Below are 15,156 nucleotides of genomic sequence, written 5' to 3'. Positions count from 1 at the left end.
CGATGAGACTCAATCATTACTGTTATGAGGATTTCCATGTCCGAGACTTTCAACGCTGATCGTTTAACGCGGTTATGCGATTTTCTGCGCCAATCACCGACCCCGTGGCACGCTGCAGGCAATATGGCTGAGCGATTGGAGCAAGCTGGTTTTCAGCGGCTGGAAGAGAAGGCCAATTGGCAGCTAACCCCGGGCAAGCGCTACTATGTCACCCGTAATGATTCGGCGATTATTGCTTTTCAGTTGCCTGAGTCTGAAGTGACGGCGCTGCGTATGATCGGTGCCCACACCGATAGCCCTGGGCTGCATCTAAAGCCTAACGCCACGCAGTGCTCTGCAGGCTGGCTACAGTTGGGAGTGCAGGTGTATGGCGGTGTTTTGTTGGCGCCGTGGTTTGACCGTGACCTGGGGCTGGCAGGGCGTGTGCATGTGCGCCATGCCGATGGTCGCTTGGAAAGCGTATTGCTTAATGTCGATCAGGCAATTGCCATGGTGCCGAGCCTGGCGATTCACCTGGATCGTGATGTCAACGCAGGACGGCCGATTAACCCGCAGACGCAAATGGCGCCAGTATTGATGCAGAGCGATACGGCTACGCTAGGCGAGCTAGTGGCGCAGTGGTTAGAAGAGCAGCACGGCCTGCGTGCAGTGGAAGTAGTGGACTTTGAATTAGGCTTTTACGATGTTCAGCCACCGTCCCTGGTCGGTGTTAAGCAAGAACTGGTGGCCAGCGCCCGGTTGGATAACTTGCTCTCCTGCTTCATCGGTTTAGAGGCACTCTTGGCTTGCGATGGCAGTCAAGGCGCTTTGTTGGTGGCCAACGATCACGAGGAAGTCGGCAGTGCCAGTGCCTGTGGTGCCCAAGGCCCATTCTTGGCGGATGTGCTAAAGCGCATTAATGGCCAGGTGGGCAAGGGAGACGACGAGTCGCTGATTCAACTGATTCAGTCGTCGCTGATGATTTCTTGCGATAATGCCCACGCACTGCATCCTAACTTTCGCGACAAGCACGATGAGCGCCATGGTCCAGCGATTAATGGTGGCCCGGTCATCAAGGTGAACTCCAGCCAGCGTTACGCCACCAATAGTGTCACTGGTGCGCTGTTTCGCGATGTCTGTCGTGAGGCTGACGTACCCGTGCAGTCGTTTGTTACCCGGGCGGATATGGGCTGTGGCAGTACGATTGGCCCGATTACCGCCACCGAGCTGGGTGTGCCCACTATTGATGTGGGGGTGCCTCAATGGGCGATGCATTCGATTCGGGAAACCGCGGGTACTAAAGATGTCGAGTATCTAACCCGCGCCCTAACGCTATTTCTAAACCGTCCTGCGTTAAGCTAGTCCAAGTAAATAGCTGAGTTTTGCTTAGCAATAACGGCTTGGCAACACAAATTGGCAACACAAAAAGGCCCGCTAATAAAATTAGCGGGCCTTTAATATGCTTGGTGGCTACGCCCTGATTTGAACAGGGGACCCCATCATTATGAGTGATGTGCTCTAACCAGCTGAGCTACGTAGCCTTTCAACGGGGGCGAATGATACTGATAACCCCGCCTTCAGTCAATGTTTTATTGCTGGTCGTATGGGTGTTGCCGCTTACACATTAAAGCGGAAGTGCACCACATCGCCATCTTTGACAATGTACTCTTTGCCTTCCAGGCGCCATTTTCCGGCGTCTTTGGCTGCCTGCTCGCCGCCTAACGATACGAAGTCCTCATAGGCAACTACTTCTGCACGGATAAAGCCTTTCTGGAAGTCGGTGTGAATCACGCCAGCGGCTTCGGGGGCTGTTGCGCCTTCTTTCACTGTCCAGGCGCGCACTTCTTTAACACCGGCAGTGAAGTAGGTTTGCAGACCCAGCAGTGAGTAGCCCGCGCGAATGACACGATCAAGGCCTGGTTCATCCATGCCCATCTCACTTAAGAACATCGAGCGCTCTTCATCATCCAGCTCGGCAATTTCGGCTTCCAGCTGATTGCAAACAGGCACCACAAGAGCGCCTTCTTCAGCGGCGATTTCGTTAACAATATCCAGGTAAGGATTGTTCTCAAAACCATCTTCATTGACGTTGGCGATGTACATGGTCGGTTTCAGAGTCAAAAAGCCGAAGCTCTTCACCTGGCGCTGCTCTTCCTCGCTTAAGCCAAAGCTGCGTAGCGGTAAGCCTTCCGCAACGTGGGGCTGAATACGATCAAGAATCGTCTTAGTGGCAATGGCCTCTTTATCACCGCCTTTCACCGAACGAACCAGACGCTGGCTGGCTTTTTCGACAGTATCCAGGTCGGCCAGCGCCAGCTCTAAATTGATCGTTTCGATATCGGCGCGCGGGTCGACCTGGTTGGCTACGTGGATAACGTTGTCGTTATCGAAGCAGCGCACCACATGGGCAATCGCCTGGGTTTCACGAATGTTAGCCAGAAACTTGTTGCCTAAGCCCTCACCTTTGGAGGCCCCGGCGACCAAGCCAGCAATGTCGACGAACTCCATGGTGGTCGGCAGTACTTTTTGCGGCTTGACGATCTCGGCGAGCTTATCAAGGCGCGGATCCGGCATCGGCACGATACCCACGTTCGGCTCAATGGTACAGAAGGGGAAGTTTTCTGCATCGATGCCTGATTTGGTCAGTGCATTGAATAGTGTGGACTTGCCGACGTTAGGCAGGCCGACGATGCCGCAATTGAAACCCATAAAATGTTCCTGAGAATAAGGTGGTAGGGCGTAAAAGTAATCGCCATTCTACGAGATGCGCTAGCCATCAGCTACCGGCGTAACTTAACAGCTTTTGGCGGCGTCTATGCTGGCTTGAGGCTGTGCAGCTGGTTCATGGCTTTGGCCCAGTCTCCCGCGAGTGCTAGCGGTAGGGTGGTGACACACTCGTCCATGGCGCGAACAATGGCCTCGTGTTCGGCCTTGCCGGGACGCCCCAGTACATAATTAGTGACTTGGCGCGCCTCGCCGGGGTGACCAATGCCAATTCGTACCCGGTGAAACTGCTTCTGGCCGCCTAGTGCGCTAATAATATCGCGCAGGCCATTGTGGCCTCCATGCCCGCCACCGGTTTTGTAGCGTGCTTGGCCGGGGGGGAGGTCGAGCTCGTCGTGGGCGACCAGTAGGTTTTCAGGGGCAAGTTTGAAAAACTGGCACAAGGCTGCCACCGCGGCGCCACTGCGATTCATAAAGGTGGCAGGGTTGAGCAGGTGCAGTTCATGGTCGCCTAGGCGTACCTTGGCGTAGTGGCCGAAAAATTTCTTTTCCGGTCGTAGCTCTGCATGGGCGCTCTGCGCAATAGCCTCTACCAGCCAGAAACCGGCGTTATGGCGCGTGGCTTCATATTCCGCTCCGGGGTTGCCTAATCCAATAATGGCTGTTACCTGGCTCATCTTCCCACCTCGCACAAAATATTCAGAAGACCAAAACTATCCAGAAGACTAAAACAATCCAGAAAACATGGTTGACGCCGCGCCAGCGACGGCCCTAAAAAAAATCAAGCGCCGAGGCGCTTGATTCTAACATCGTGTCAGCATCACAAGGGCCATGCAGGCATGGCCCCCATAAGATGCTTAACGGGATACTTACTCGGCGCTGCTGTCTTCTTCGCCTTCGCTTTCACCATCTTCATCTTCTGCATCAGCACGCACTTTTACTTTCGTGATGCTGAGTACTGCATTGTCGTGCTCTTCACCGTGGGACAGGTCAACTGAGGTGACGCCGGCCGGTAGGGTAAGGTCAGACAGGTGCAGTGTCGTGCCAAGCTCAACGGCAGCGATGTCGACTTCGATAAAGTCAGGCAGGTCTTTCGGCAAGCAGCTGATCGCCACTTCGTTGGCCAGTACGTGCAGTTCGCCGCCTTGGTCTTTGATACCGACACACTTCTCTTCGCCCGTCACGTGCAGTGGCACGTTGATGGTGATTTCGTGAGTCGCATCAACGCGCAGGAAGTCGGCGTGGGTCAGCAGCGGCTTGAAAGGGTGACGCTGCAGGTCACGAACAACGACTTGCTCTTCTTTACCTTCGATCATCAGTTTGATGACGGAAGAGAAGAAAGACTCATCTTCAATCGCTTTGTAGAAAGCGGTTTTTTCAACAGCGATGGACTGCGCACCTTTTTCGCCACCGTATACAACGGCCGGCACTTGCTGGTTCGCACGACGCAGGCGGCGGCTCGCACCTTTCCCCAGGTCGTTACGAACGCTGGCTTTCAGGATAAAATCAGACATGGAATTGCCTCTTAGTTTAAGTAAGGAAGACGCCGCCGACCGCGACCAGACGACGACGTTTCCGTGGCCCCAAAAGGGGGCTGTATCGTCAGCGGATTAGTGGAACATCGCGCTGACAGATTCTTCGTTGCTGACCCGGCGAATCGCTTCTGCGATCAGTCCAGCAACGCTCAACTGGCGAATTTTTCCGCTACGACGGGCAACGTCAGATAGCGGGATGGTGTCGGTCACCACCACTTCATCCAGTACGGAGTTGGTAATATTATCGACCGCAGGGCCGGACAGGATCGGGTGTGTCGCATAGGCCACCACGCGCTTGGCGCCGTGATCTTTTAACGCTTCACCGGCTTTACACAGCGTGCCTGCGGTGTCGATCATGTCGTCGACTACGACACAGGTGCGGCCCTCAATCTCGCCGATGATATGCATCACCTGGGCCTGGTTGGCCTGAGGGCGACGCTTATCGATAATGGCGAGATCGGCATTCAGCTGTTTGGCGATGGCACGGGCGCGAACAACGCCGCCCACGTCAGGGGAAACAACGACGAGGTCGCTGTAATTCTGACGCTCGATATCATCCAGCAGAATGGGAGAGCCGTAGACGTTGTCGACAGGAACATCAAAGAAGCCCTGGATCTGATCAGCATGTAGATCCATGGTCATCACGCGGTCAACGCCTGCTTTAACCATCATGTCCGCCACTACTTTGGCGGAAATCGGTACCCGTGCGGAGCGCACGCGGCGATCCTGGCGAGCATAACCAAAGTAGGGAAGTACTGCCGTGATGCGAGTTGCCGAGGCGCGACGCAGTGCGTCGACCATCAGGATCAACTCCATCAGATTGTCGTTTGTCGGTGCACAGGTGGATTGTAGAATGAAGACATCCTTACCGCGCACGTTCTCATTGATCTCGACTGCGATTTCGCCGTCGCTGAATTGACCCACCGTAGCGTTACCCATACGGCTGTCTAAGCTCTCGGCAATTTTTTGAGCGAGTGCGGGATTGGCGTTCCCGGCGAAAACCATCAATTTTGACACGCGCAGCCACCTTTGCAGTGTTGGGGATCAGGGGAAAAAACGCAGGCCATTGTTGGGTTGGCTGGGGTACCAGGATTCGAACCTGGGAATGCCGATACCAAAAACCGGTGCCTTACCACTTGGCGATACCCCAGCAATAACCTAACGCACTGACCGGGCGCTTTTAGCTGCCCAGAGCGGAACTATAAATAGCCCAGAGCATCATGTAGGGGAGAGGTGTTGAGTCCGCGTGCTACCCATGCCGGCCAATGTTGTCCCGCTAATTGCGCGATTGCTTGTGCCGATTGCTGTGTATCGAAAGCAGCAAATAGACAAGCCCCCGTGCCGGTCAACCGACTAGGTGCGTGCTGTGCAAGCCAGTTCAGGGCTTCCGCAATTGGCGGATAGCGTTCCTTTACCACGGCCTCACAGTCATTGCGCCACTCCGGCGCTCCCCCCTGCAGTGCGCGCGCCATAGTAATGGGGCGGCTGTCACGTGTCAATTGCGGGTCTTGGAAGACGCCTGACGTAGACACACTAATACCCGGGTGAATAATCACAAACCAAGGGGTATCAAGCGTCACCGGGGTAAGCCGTTCGCCAACGCCTTCGCCCCAGGCGCTATGGCCATGTACGAATACCGGCACATCGGCCCCCAGCTGAAGCCCCAGGCGAGCTAGTTCGACTAACGGTAGATTGAGCTGCCAGAGGTGGTTGAGCCCCACTAATGCGGTGGCTGCGTTGGAACTGCCACCCCCTAAACCGCCTCCCATCGGCAACTGCTTATCGATCGTAAGCGTAGCGCCTAGTGCAGTGCCGCTATGCTGTTGCAATAACCGTGCGGCGCGTACGATCAAATTGTCATCGTGGCTAACGCCGCTAACCTCACTGGTTAACTGAATTTCCCCGTCATCGCGGGGGGCCAACGTAAGGTGGTCGCACAGGTCGATAAACTGAAATAGCGTTTGCAGTGCGTGGTAGCCGTCTTCACGACGGCCCACTATATGCAGCATGCGGTTAAGCTTGGCCGGCGCGGGAAGCGTTAATGGCGCGTTCATTGAAACGGTTACCTTTACTCTTCGCTAGCTTGCCACTGGTTGACGACCAGCGTAATACGCACATCATCGTAGTGCATGACCATGCGCCGTGGCAGCCATAAATCGTCGACTTTCTCCCAGTCGCGGTAGTCGATTTCCCAGCCGTCTTGGGTAAGATGGCTAGGAAAGCCCAGTTCGTCGGTTTCTAGCTGATAACTGCCGGTATTGTCATTATCAGGATCACCGGGCAGGCCGCGCACCCAGTTGGGCATAGCGGTGACGGGGAGTGACCAGCCCAACTGCTCTTCCATAAGCGCTTCTGGGGTTTCTGCCTCAAAGCGGCCGTCGCTATTGGAGAGGGAGAAACGTCCCTCGCGCCCCTCAAGCACGTTGCGTCCGCCGCCAAAGGGCCCGCTGATCAGCATACGGAAATAGTAGGGGGTTTGATTCCAGTCCAGGTTGGCGCTGACGTTCTCTTCTGGGGTGCGCAATCCTGCCTTGCCGACCAGCGTCCAGGTATCGAATGCTTCTACATCGGCCTGCTGGCGTTCCCACTGACCTGCCTGGCGGCCACTTTCATCTATGGGAGCCTGGGAGGCACAGCCGGCGAGCAAGAGAAGCGCGAAGCCGGCAAGCCAGAGGCGCGAAGTGTGACGTGTCAATGGCCAGCGGGGCGAGGGGGACGTCAGTGTCAACATAAACAGGCTCCATGTCAGGTGGTTATAGCGCAAGGGTAACATGATGGGGGCGCTTAAAATGGGGTTCGCAGGGTTAGGGTGCCTCTGGCGGCGTTAGTTCAGGACTTATTTAAGGACTGAGCTCAGGGCTTAGCTCAGGATAACGCTCGAGTAGCCCGTCGATCAGTGGGTGTTGGTTCGTCCGCTGCATGATTTGCTGGATCAACTGGCGCGCTTCTTCATCACGCCCCAGTGCATTTAGCACTTCGGCCAGATGCGCAGCGACCTCCTGGTCAGGTAGCTGCATATAGGCGCTTTCAAGCCAGGGCAGCGCTTCTTCAGGTTCGCCAAGGCGGAAGTAGACCCAGCCCATGCTATCGAGCACGGCAGGGTTGTCCGGATCAGCCTCGTAGGCACGCTCAATCAGCTCAAACGCCTCTTGCAAGCGCCCTGGCAAGTTAAGGTCGGCCAGTGTGTAGCCCAGCGCATTGAGCGCTTCGGCATTGTCTGGGTCGGTGCGCAGTATCTGACGCAAATCCTGCTCCATGCCCGCGATGTCGCCTGCTTCCCAACGCCGCATGGCACGCATATAAAGCAGCGATGCGTCATCAGGTGTACGGCTAATTTCGCGGTCTAATAGCGCATCAGCGTCCGCAGGTTGATTTATTTCGTCCAGCAACTGGACTTCGAGCATCACCAATTCAGTAAAGTAATTATCAAAGCGCATCCGTTCAATGCGTAGGAAGGCGCGAGCATCCAGCAGACGATCTTCCTCAATCAGCATTTGCGCGGCCGCCGCGCGAGCGGGCAAAAATTCACTGCCCTCGCTGACTTGGCGATAATAGAGCAGCGCATTATCGATATCGCCTTGCTCTTGGGTGATGGCGCCAAGTAGGTAATAGGCTAAATCTGGCACGTTAGGTTGGCCAATCAGCGGCTGCAGCAAGCGTTGCGCGGGTTCGGGGTGCCCCTCTTCCAGATAAAGCTGGGCTAGCGATAAGCGCAGATCTTCATTGCCTGCATGGCTCTCTAGCAGAGCGTTGGTTTGCACTTCAGCCGCGCTAATATTGTTAAGGCGGATTTCTGCTTGAGCCAGTAGCAGGATAAACCGCACATCGTCAGGGGCGAGTTCAAGGCCCTGTTGGGCAGCGCGTTGAGCGGCCGGGTAATCCTCAACCTCCAGTGCCAAGCGAGCTTTCACCAACCATAACGCAGCAGATTCGGGGTCGAGCAACTCGACTTGATCAAGCCGCCGCTGGGCAAGCGTTGTATCACCCAGGGCAGCCTCAATCAGTGCCGTGCCCAACAGTACATCGCTGTGATGGGGCAGTTGGTCAGTGTTTGGGCGGGCTAAATGCTCACGCAGCTGCTGGGCGATCAACGTTAATGGTGCCTCTTCAGCCACCGCGATCTCTGCAAAGGCGGTGATATCGCCATGGCCGCCAGCTTCAGCAATCGCAATGCGCTGTTCAAGGCTGTCGAGCCAATCACCACGCTGCAGTGAAAAGGCCGCCAGCAGACGATTGGGTGCTTCTGCCTGGGGGGCAAGCTCTCGCCAGCGAAGTGCCGAGGCTTCGACTAATGAAGCTTCATCGCCAAAGCGGGCCGCGAAGGTGGCGCGTTCAGCAAGCGCTGGCTCGCGATAGCGCTTAGCCGCTTCCAGGTAGCCCTGGCTCGCGTAGCGATAGTCGCCACGCTGGCCAGCAAGCTCAGCGCCCAGCAGCGTACTGAGCCCCGCGGCATCCAGCCCGCGGGTTATTGGCGGCGCATTGCGCATTGGGTCATCGGCCCAGGTGCCGAGGTGGCTATCCTGAGGGCTGGGCGTAGATTGGCAGGCGCTCAGCAGCAGAGCAGCAGAAGCGGCCAAAGGTAATCGCATCGAATGCCGGAACATAGCGCTCACTAGTGAGAAGCCCGAACAGGTAGAGCCCTTTAAACCAGGGCCCAATAAAGAAAAGCGAGGTCGCATGCGTCTCTCGATTAAGTGGCCAGATGCCCAGCATAGCGGCTTGCCTGCCTGCGGCAAAGTGGTGTGGGCCAGATGATAGCCTGCTGTGATAGAATGTTCCTCCTTGAAAAAGTGGTCAGCAAACTTTATGCCTACTTATTAAAGACCATTGTAGGCAGCTTACAGATATTTGTAGGCAGCGCCGAACCACGCTAAAGACTTGTTTTAGCAAGCCCTAATTGACGGTGCAGCCGCTTATCATCACGACGGCTGCCAAAAAGTCCGACACACTAGCGAAGACGCATAACGCATGACGCTTCTTGCCCTGGGAATAAATCATCGTACCGCCAGCGTGGCCGTGCGTGAGCAGGTGGCTTTTACGCCAACGCAGCTTGAAACCGCATTGGCTGAATTGCGTAACCTGCCACAAATCAGTGAAGCGGCGGTGCTCTCTACCTGCAACCGCACGGAGCTTTACTGTGTCACGGATGCGGCTGGCGAGCAGGCAGTACTCAATTGGCTCGGACGCTTTCATAACTTACGCGTCGATGAGCTGATGCGCTGTGCCTACCACTATCTAGACAACGATGCAGCGCGCCATTTAATGCGCGTAGCGGTTGGCCTGGATTCCATGGTGCTGGGCGAGCCGCAGATTCTGGGGCAGTTGAAGGATGCCTATCAGCAGGCGCGCCAATCCAAGGGCTTGGGTGGCGAGCTTGAACGCTTATTCCAGCACACCTTCGCGGTGGCCAAGCAGGTGCGCACCGAAACCGGCATCGGTAAAAACCCCGTTTCAGTGGCTTACGCTGCCGTCAGCATGGCCAGCCGCATTTTCGATGACTTTAGCCGTTCTCGGGCGCTGCTCATCGGCGCTGGTGAAACTATTGAATTAGTTGCGCGCCATCTAAATGAGGCGGGTGTTCGAGAGCTTACGGTTGCTAACCGCACCCGAGAACGCGCTGAGTTGGTCGCCGGCCCTCTGGGAGGAACGGCGATCACCCTGCAAGAGATTCCTGACGCTCTCGAGAACGCCGATATTGTGATCTCTTCCACCGCGTCCCCGCTGCCTATACTTGGTAAAGGCATGGTTGAGCGCGCGCTCAAAAAACGTCGCCATCGGCCGGTATTTATGGTCGATATCGCGGTGCCTCGGGATATTGAGCCTGAAGTGGGCGAATTAGCGGATGTGTTTCTTTACACCGTGGATGACTTGGAAGAGGTCATCCAGGAAAATCGCCGTCACCGCCAGGTTGCCGCTGACCAAGCCGAGTCGCTGATCGAACACGGGGTGGGTAGTTGGCAGCATGAGCAGCGTATTCGTAATGGTGGTGAACTGATCCGCGACTACCGCCAGCATGGTGAAGCGCTGCGCGATCTTTCCCGCGACCAAGCGTTGGAGCGGCTGGCACGAGGTGAAGATCCGGCTAAAGTCATTGAGCGCTTGGCGCATCAATTGACTAACCGTTTGCTCCACCAGCCCACCCAGGCCATACGCGATGCTGCGTCTGAAGAGCACCACGATTTGCTCAACGCCGCTCCGCGCCTGCTGTTGCCCACTAAGCCTGCTTTTGAGACTACACCAGCGCCCCCGGTTAACCGCCAGAAGGATGATACGCCCGCATGAAAGAGACTCTGCGCCAACGCTTAGACAGCTTTACCGAACGCTTTGAAGAGCTGGCGATGCTGCTGTCGGATCCCGACGTGATCAATAACCAGCAACGCTTTCGCGATTATTCGCGTGAGTATGCTGAGTTAGAGGAGCTGGTGGCGGCCTGGCAGCGCTATCGTGATATTGAAACCAATATGCACGAAGCCGAGCAGCTTAGCCGCGATAGCGACGCGGACATGCGCGAGTTGGCGGAGATGGAGCTAAGCGAAGGGCGGGAGCGGTTAGCCGAGCTGGATATCGAGCTGAAGCGCCTGCTGGTGCCTAAAGACCCTGATGATGGCCGTGGGGTGTTTCTGGAAGTGCGTGCTGGTACCGGCGGCGACGAAGCGGCAATTTTTGCCGGTGACCTGTTTCGCATGTACTCCCGCTACGCTGAAAAACGTGGTTGGCGGGTCGAGGTGGTGAGCGCCAGTCATGGCGAGCAGGGCGGCTACAAAGAGATCATTTCCCGCGTCAAAGGCGATGGTGTTTACGCCCAGCTGAAATTTGAATCCGGCGCCCACCGCGTACAGCGCGTCCCTGCGACCGAGTCCCAGGGCCGCATTCACACCTCTGCTTGCACCGTCGCAGTGATGCCTGAAGTCGATGACGTGGGCGATATCGATATCAATCCTTCGGATCTGCGCGTGGATACCTACCGCTCCAGCGGCGCCGGTGGTCAGCACGTTAACACCACGGACTCTGCGATCCGCATTACTCACCTGCCTACCGGCGTGGTGGTGGAGTGTCAGGAAGAGCGCAGTCAGCATAAAAACCGTGCCAAAGCGATGTCGCTACTGGCCGCGAAGTTGAAGCGTAACGCCGTCGATAGCCAGCGTCAGACGCAAGCAGATGCACGCCGTTCTCTAGTGGGTTCGGGGGATCGCAGTGAGCGTATCCGCACCTATAATTTCCCTCAGGGGCGGATTACCGACCATCGCATTAATTTGACGCTTTATAAACTCAATGAAGTGGTCAGCGGCGAGCAGTTGGATGACGTGATTAGCCCGCTGATTCACGAGTATCAAGCGGAACAGCTCTCAGCCCTTCAGGATGTCTAATGACCCTTGATGCGCTGTTGAAACAGGCTGCCCAACGTTTGCAGGCGGCGGGTTCCAGCTCGCCGCGTATCGACGCTGAAGTGCTGTTATGCCACGTGCTCGGGCGTGATCGCACTTGGCTCTACACCTGGGGCGATAAAATATGCTCCTTATGGGAGCAGGCCCGTTTCGATGCGCTCATCGCTGCACGTTCCCAGGGCACTCCGGTTGCCTACCTTACCGGGGAACGCGAATTTTGGGGGCTGCGCTTAGCCACCTCACCTGATACGTTGATACCCAGGCCTGATACTGAAACCCTGGTTGAGCTTGCCCTAAAGCGGGCGACGCTCCCCTCAGGCCGGCTGCTCGATCTTGGCACGGGAACGGGTGCCATTGCCCTGGCATTTGCCAGCGAACAACCTCACTGGCAGGTAGTGGGGGTGGATCTGCGCTTTGAGGCGGTCGCGTTGGCAACCCGTAACGCGCGCTCGTTAGGCATATCCAATGCTAGGTTTTTACAGAGTGATTGGTTTGCTGCTTTGGAAACGTGTGCGGATGCAGATAAGCAGTTCGATATTATCGTCAGTAATCCCCCGTATATTGCCGCCGATGATCCTCATCTAGCCGAAGGCGATGTGCGTTTTGAGCCACGCTCAGCGCTGGTTGCTAACGCCTGCGGCATGGCGGATTTGCTGCATTTGGTAAACTCCGCGCAGCGCTATCTAGCGGCTTCTGGTTGGTTGCTGCTAGAGCACGGCTATAAACAGGCCGAAATGGTGCGTGAGGCGCTTGAGCGCGCTGGCTATAAAAACGTTGAAAGTGCTCGTGACCTGGGGGGGCATGAACGGGTTACCCTGGGGCACCTTTAATAACTGCCTGATTCATCAGTATTGGATCCTGCCATGAAACCAAAAAATAGAACGCTGGACCGTATCGACCTTAAAATCCTGCGCTGCTTGCAGGAAAATGCGCGTATTTCTTACGTCGATTTAGCTTCGGAAGTGGGTTTATCCACAACCCCTTGCCTTGAACGCGTTAAGCGTTTGGAGAAAGCGGGTATTATTCGTGGTTACCAAGCCATTCTTGATCCGCGGGCTTTGAAGGCCAATTTATTAGTTTTTGTCGAGATCAGCTTAGAAACGCAGTCGCCAGCGGTCTTTGATGAGTTTCGCCGTGCTGTGGAGAAGTTACCGCAGATTCAGGAGTGCCACCTTGTCTCGGGGCAGTTCGACTACATCTTGAAGTGCCGCATTCCCGAAATGGCCGCTTATCGCCAGCTATTGGGCGATGTGGTGTTAACGCTACCGGGCGTGAAAGAGTCGAAAAGCTACGTGGTGATGGAAGAGGTCAAAGAGAGCTTCAATTTACACATTCCTGCCTTTGAGGAATTTGAGGATAAGTAAGCCGATGATGGATGACCAGGCGCTGCTGCGCTATAGCCGTCAGATCATGCTGCCCGAGGTGGATTTCGAGGGCCAAGAGCGCCTGCAATCTGCCCATGTAGTGATTATTGGGGCCGGCGGTTTGGGCTCTCCGGCAGCGCTCTATTTAGCTGCTGCTGGGGTCGGGCGCATCACCATTGCCGATGCCGATCATGTCGAGCTTTCCAATCTTCAACGGCAAATTGCCCATCAGCAGTCCAGTATTGGTTTAAATAAAGCGCACTCTGCCCAGGCCAGCATGTGCGCACTCAATCCCCACTGCCAAGTGGTTGCGTTAGACCAACATGTTGAAGGCGAATCGCTTGAGCGGTTAGTCGCTTCGGCGGATGTGGTGCTCGACTGTACCGACCGTTTCTCAAGCCGCTATGCGGTGAATGCGGCGTCCCAAAAAGCAGGTGTGCCGCTGGTATCGGGTGCGGCAATTCGCTTTTCAGGTCAGTTGGCAGTCTTTGACCCACGCAATGCCGAGTGTCCCTGCTACGCCTGCCTCTATCCGCCCGACGAAAGTGGCGATGAAGCGCTAAGCTGCTCAGAAAGTGGCGTCATGGCGCCACTGGTGGGCTTGATCGGCTGCTTTCAGGCGGTTGAAGCCTTTAAGCTGCTTAGTGGCGCAGGTTCTGCCCACCAAGGCCTCTCTACCTTTGATGGTTTAAGCGGCCAATGGCGGCACTTCCTAGTGCCTCGCGATCCCGCTTGCCCAGTGTGCGCTCAGCGCCTCTGATGTGCTGAAAGCGGCTTAATCGTTAGCTTTTGCTTCTGTGGTGTCATGCTCTGCGGCGTTCGCACTCGTGGTTGAATGCTTTTCAACGGTTGCTTTTGGCGAGGTTTTAGTCATGCTGCCGATAGCGTCGCTAAAGGCACTTTTCAGCACATCGTTGTCGGGGTTCATATCGATACTGCCGTGGAAAACGCTGCCATCTTCAAGTACCAGGCAGGGGGCAACAATAGTGCCTGAAACCTGGGCTCCCTTATGAATGGTTGCGCGGTGGTGTGCCACCAGGTTTCCGGTTACCTCGCCTGATATATGCAGTGTGTGAGCAAATACATCGCCGTTGATATAGCCATTGGCACCTAGCGTCACGGTGTGTTGTTTACATGTGATAATGCCGCTTACGCGTCCCTCTACCGTCAAATCCTCATCGCTATTAATGTCTCCCTCCACTTGCGTATGACCCCCAATAACGGAGAGGCTTGGTCGTGCACTGCTGGTTGGCGTGCCTAGTGTTGCTGATGAGCGTGTATCAGGTGGCGTTAGCGCCGCAGCCTTATTCTCAGGTGGGGCATTCTTGGCTTTGTTAAACATAGGGTGGCTCCTAGTGAATGACGCCAGAGCGCCTTTGGGGTGCGTGGTATTGAGCATTGAATACCTTAATCGGCTTGTTACTGTCTCAAAGCCTGGAGTTAAGCCAAGTGAGTGGGCTTATTCACGCCGCCGCAATATAAAAGAGCGAGTATAACGTTAGCTGGGGCAACCACATCTAAAGCGGCAGGAAGCGGTATGGGCATTCAAGTATGGTTTATTGTGCTGGGCGTTGGCGTAATGACGCTGATCGTATGGGATGGCAAGCGCCGTAAGCTAAAACAGCGCGCTTTAAGCGCCGCAGGGAGACCACACAAAGCGCCTGCAGTGGATTCCGCTTCCATCTCAGAACACCCCTTTGAAGCAATGTCGCCACCTGAAGAAGCCTCCGCTGTGACGTCTCCCGCCATCCAGTGCATGCCAGGTGGCAGCCGAATTGGGTCAGCCACTCATATTTTAGGCAAAGTGATCGCCGATGAGCCTGTGCTCATTAAGGGCCGTTTGGAGGGGACTCTTATTGCGCCTAATCATCCTGTCTCTGTGACTGCCTCTGGCCACGTCGCATCGTATCTTGAAGGCAACAGTGTCGATATTGACGGAAAAATGGTCGGTACGCTTAAAGCCAACACTAAAGCCACACTGCTGTCTCGGGCGCGTATTCAGGGGATAGTCGAGGCGCCTAGCCTAGAGTGCATGGCGGGAGCTTGGCTCCAGGTGGATGTGGCTAAGAAGGTCAACCTACACAAAATTGCCATGGTGTCTTAACCGCTAGCTGCTACATCTGTCACGCTATTTATTATACCAACGTCTAGATTCGCTCTGCAGTGCTT

15 protein-coding genes and 2 tRNA genes are annotated in these 15,156 nt (G+C 55.7%); 7 read left to right on the top strand and 10 right to left on the bottom strand.

Going from position 1 to position 15,156, the window contains the following annotated elements; genetic code table 11:
- Positions 1-36: 36 nt before the first annotated feature.
- Positions 37-1,341, top strand: a complete 1,305-nt coding sequence (locus LMS44_RS15745; protein WP_027960051.1) for a M18 family aminopeptidase — start codon at positions 37-39, stop codon at positions 1,339-1,341.
- 102 nt (positions 1,342-1,443) lie between these two features.
- On the opposite strand, the gene LMS44_RS15740 is transcribed toward LMS44_RS15745, so the two are convergent.
- The 9 genes from LMS44_RS15740 to LMS44_RS15700 form a co-directional block, all read right to left on the bottom strand.
- Positions 1,444-1,520, bottom strand: a tRNA-Met gene (locus tag LMS44_RS15740).
- A gap of 76 nt (positions 1,521-1,596) precedes the next feature.
- On the bottom strand, positions 1,597-2,688 hold the full coding sequence (ychF, locus tag LMS44_RS15735; RefSeq protein WP_027960052.1) for a redox-regulated ATPase YchF: 1,092 nt from the start codon (positions 2,686-2,688) through the stop codon (positions 1,597-1,599).
- Positions 2,689-2,792: 104 nt separating this feature from the next.
- Positions 2,793-3,380 (bottom strand): aminoacyl-tRNA hydrolase, encoded by a 588-nt coding sequence (pth, locus tag LMS44_RS15730; protein ID WP_022522562.1) that lies wholly within the window; start codon positions 3,378-3,380, stop codon positions 2,793-2,795.
- A 192-nt stretch (positions 3,381-3,572) separates the two neighbouring features.
- Complete coding sequence (locus LMS44_RS15725; protein WP_009287568.1) at positions 3,573-4,217, bottom strand: 50S ribosomal protein L25/general stress protein Ctc; 645 nt, start codon at positions 4,215-4,217, stop codon at positions 3,573-3,575.
- Between the two features lie 96 nt (positions 4,218-4,313).
- Positions 4,314-5,255 (bottom strand): ribose-phosphate pyrophosphokinase, encoded by a 942-nt coding sequence (locus LMS44_RS15720; RefSeq protein ID WP_009287569.1) that lies wholly within the window; start codon positions 5,253-5,255, stop codon positions 4,314-4,316.
- 58 nt (positions 5,256-5,313) lie between these two features.
- Positions 5,314-5,388 (bottom strand) — tRNA-Gln (locus LMS44_RS15715).
- A gap of 49 nt (positions 5,389-5,437) precedes the next feature.
- Positions 5,438-6,292, bottom strand: a complete 855-nt coding sequence (ispE, locus tag LMS44_RS15710) for a 4-(cytidine 5'-diphospho)-2-C-methyl-D-erythritol kinase (protein WP_009287570.1) — start codon at positions 6,290-6,292, stop codon at positions 5,438-5,440.
- 14 nt (positions 6,293-6,306) lie between these two features.
- Positions 6,307-6,969 (bottom strand): lipoprotein insertase outer membrane protein LolB, encoded by a 663-nt coding sequence (lolB, locus tag LMS44_RS15705; protein WP_027960053.1) that lies wholly within the window; start codon positions 6,967-6,969, stop codon positions 6,307-6,309.
- Positions 6,970-7,078: 109 nt separating this feature from the next.
- Positions 7,079-8,917, bottom strand: coding sequence for a tetratricopeptide repeat protein (locus LMS44_RS15700; protein ID WP_081742647.1), 1,839 nt, complete (start codon positions 8,915-8,917; stop codon positions 7,079-7,081).
- 289 nt (positions 8,918-9,206) lie between these two features.
- Here LMS44_RS15700 and hemA point away from each other — a divergent pair, with 289 nt between their 5' ends.
- Genes hemA through LMS44_RS15675 form a run of 5 tightly spaced genes read left to right on the top strand, consistent with a single transcriptional unit; the run spans position 9,207 to position 13,747 of the window.
- On the top strand, positions 9,207-10,520 hold the full coding sequence (gene hemA, locus LMS44_RS15695) for a glutamyl-tRNA reductase (protein ID WP_027960055.1): 1,314 nt from the start codon (positions 9,207-9,209) through the stop codon (positions 10,518-10,520).
- A complete protein-coding gene (gene prfA, locus LMS44_RS15690; RefSeq protein ID WP_009287574.1) occupies positions 10,517-11,605 on the top strand; it encodes a peptide chain release factor 1 in 1,089 nt (362 codons plus the stop codon). The genes hemA and prfA overlap by 4 nt, the downstream gene beginning before the upstream one ends.
- A complete protein-coding gene (gene prmC, locus LMS44_RS15685; RefSeq protein ID WP_027960056.1) occupies positions 11,605-12,453 on the top strand; it encodes a peptide chain release factor N(5)-glutamine methyltransferase in 849 nt (282 codons plus the stop codon). The genes prfA and prmC overlap by 1 nt, the downstream gene beginning before the upstream one ends.
- 33 nt (positions 12,454-12,486) lie before the next feature.
- A complete protein-coding gene (locus LMS44_RS15680) occupies positions 12,487-12,987 on the top strand; it encodes an Lrp/AsnC ligand binding domain-containing protein (RefSeq protein ID WP_007113443.1) in 501 nt (166 codons plus the stop codon).
- Between the two features lie 4 nt (positions 12,988-12,991).
- Positions 12,992-13,747, top strand: coding sequence for a HesA/MoeB/ThiF family protein (locus tag LMS44_RS15675; protein ID WP_027960057.1), 756 nt, complete (start codon positions 12,992-12,994; stop codon positions 13,745-13,747).
- Between the two features lie 15 nt (positions 13,748-13,762).
- Here LMS44_RS15675 and LMS44_RS15670 read toward each other — a convergent pair whose 3' ends face one another.
- Positions 13,763-14,329 (bottom strand): bactofilin family protein, encoded by a 567-nt coding sequence (locus LMS44_RS15670; RefSeq protein ID WP_035538778.1) that lies wholly within the window; start codon positions 14,327-14,329, stop codon positions 13,763-13,765.
- A 195-nt stretch (positions 14,330-14,524) separates the two neighbouring features.
- Here LMS44_RS15670 and LMS44_RS15665 point away from each other — a divergent pair, with 195 nt between their 5' ends.
- Positions 14,525-15,091, top strand: coding sequence for a bactofilin family protein (locus LMS44_RS15665; RefSeq protein WP_152419273.1), 567 nt, complete (start codon positions 14,525-14,527; stop codon positions 15,089-15,091).
- The last annotated feature ends 65 nt before the right edge of the window (positions 15,092-15,156 follow it).

It is taken from the genome of Halomonas profundus (assembly GCF_020865425.1).
In the GTDB taxonomy this organism is placed as follows: Bacteria; Pseudomonadota; Gammaproteobacteria; order Pseudomonadales; family Halomonadaceae; genus Vreelandella; species Vreelandella titanicae.
This window is presented reverse-complemented; position numbering and strand designations above follow the sequence as displayed.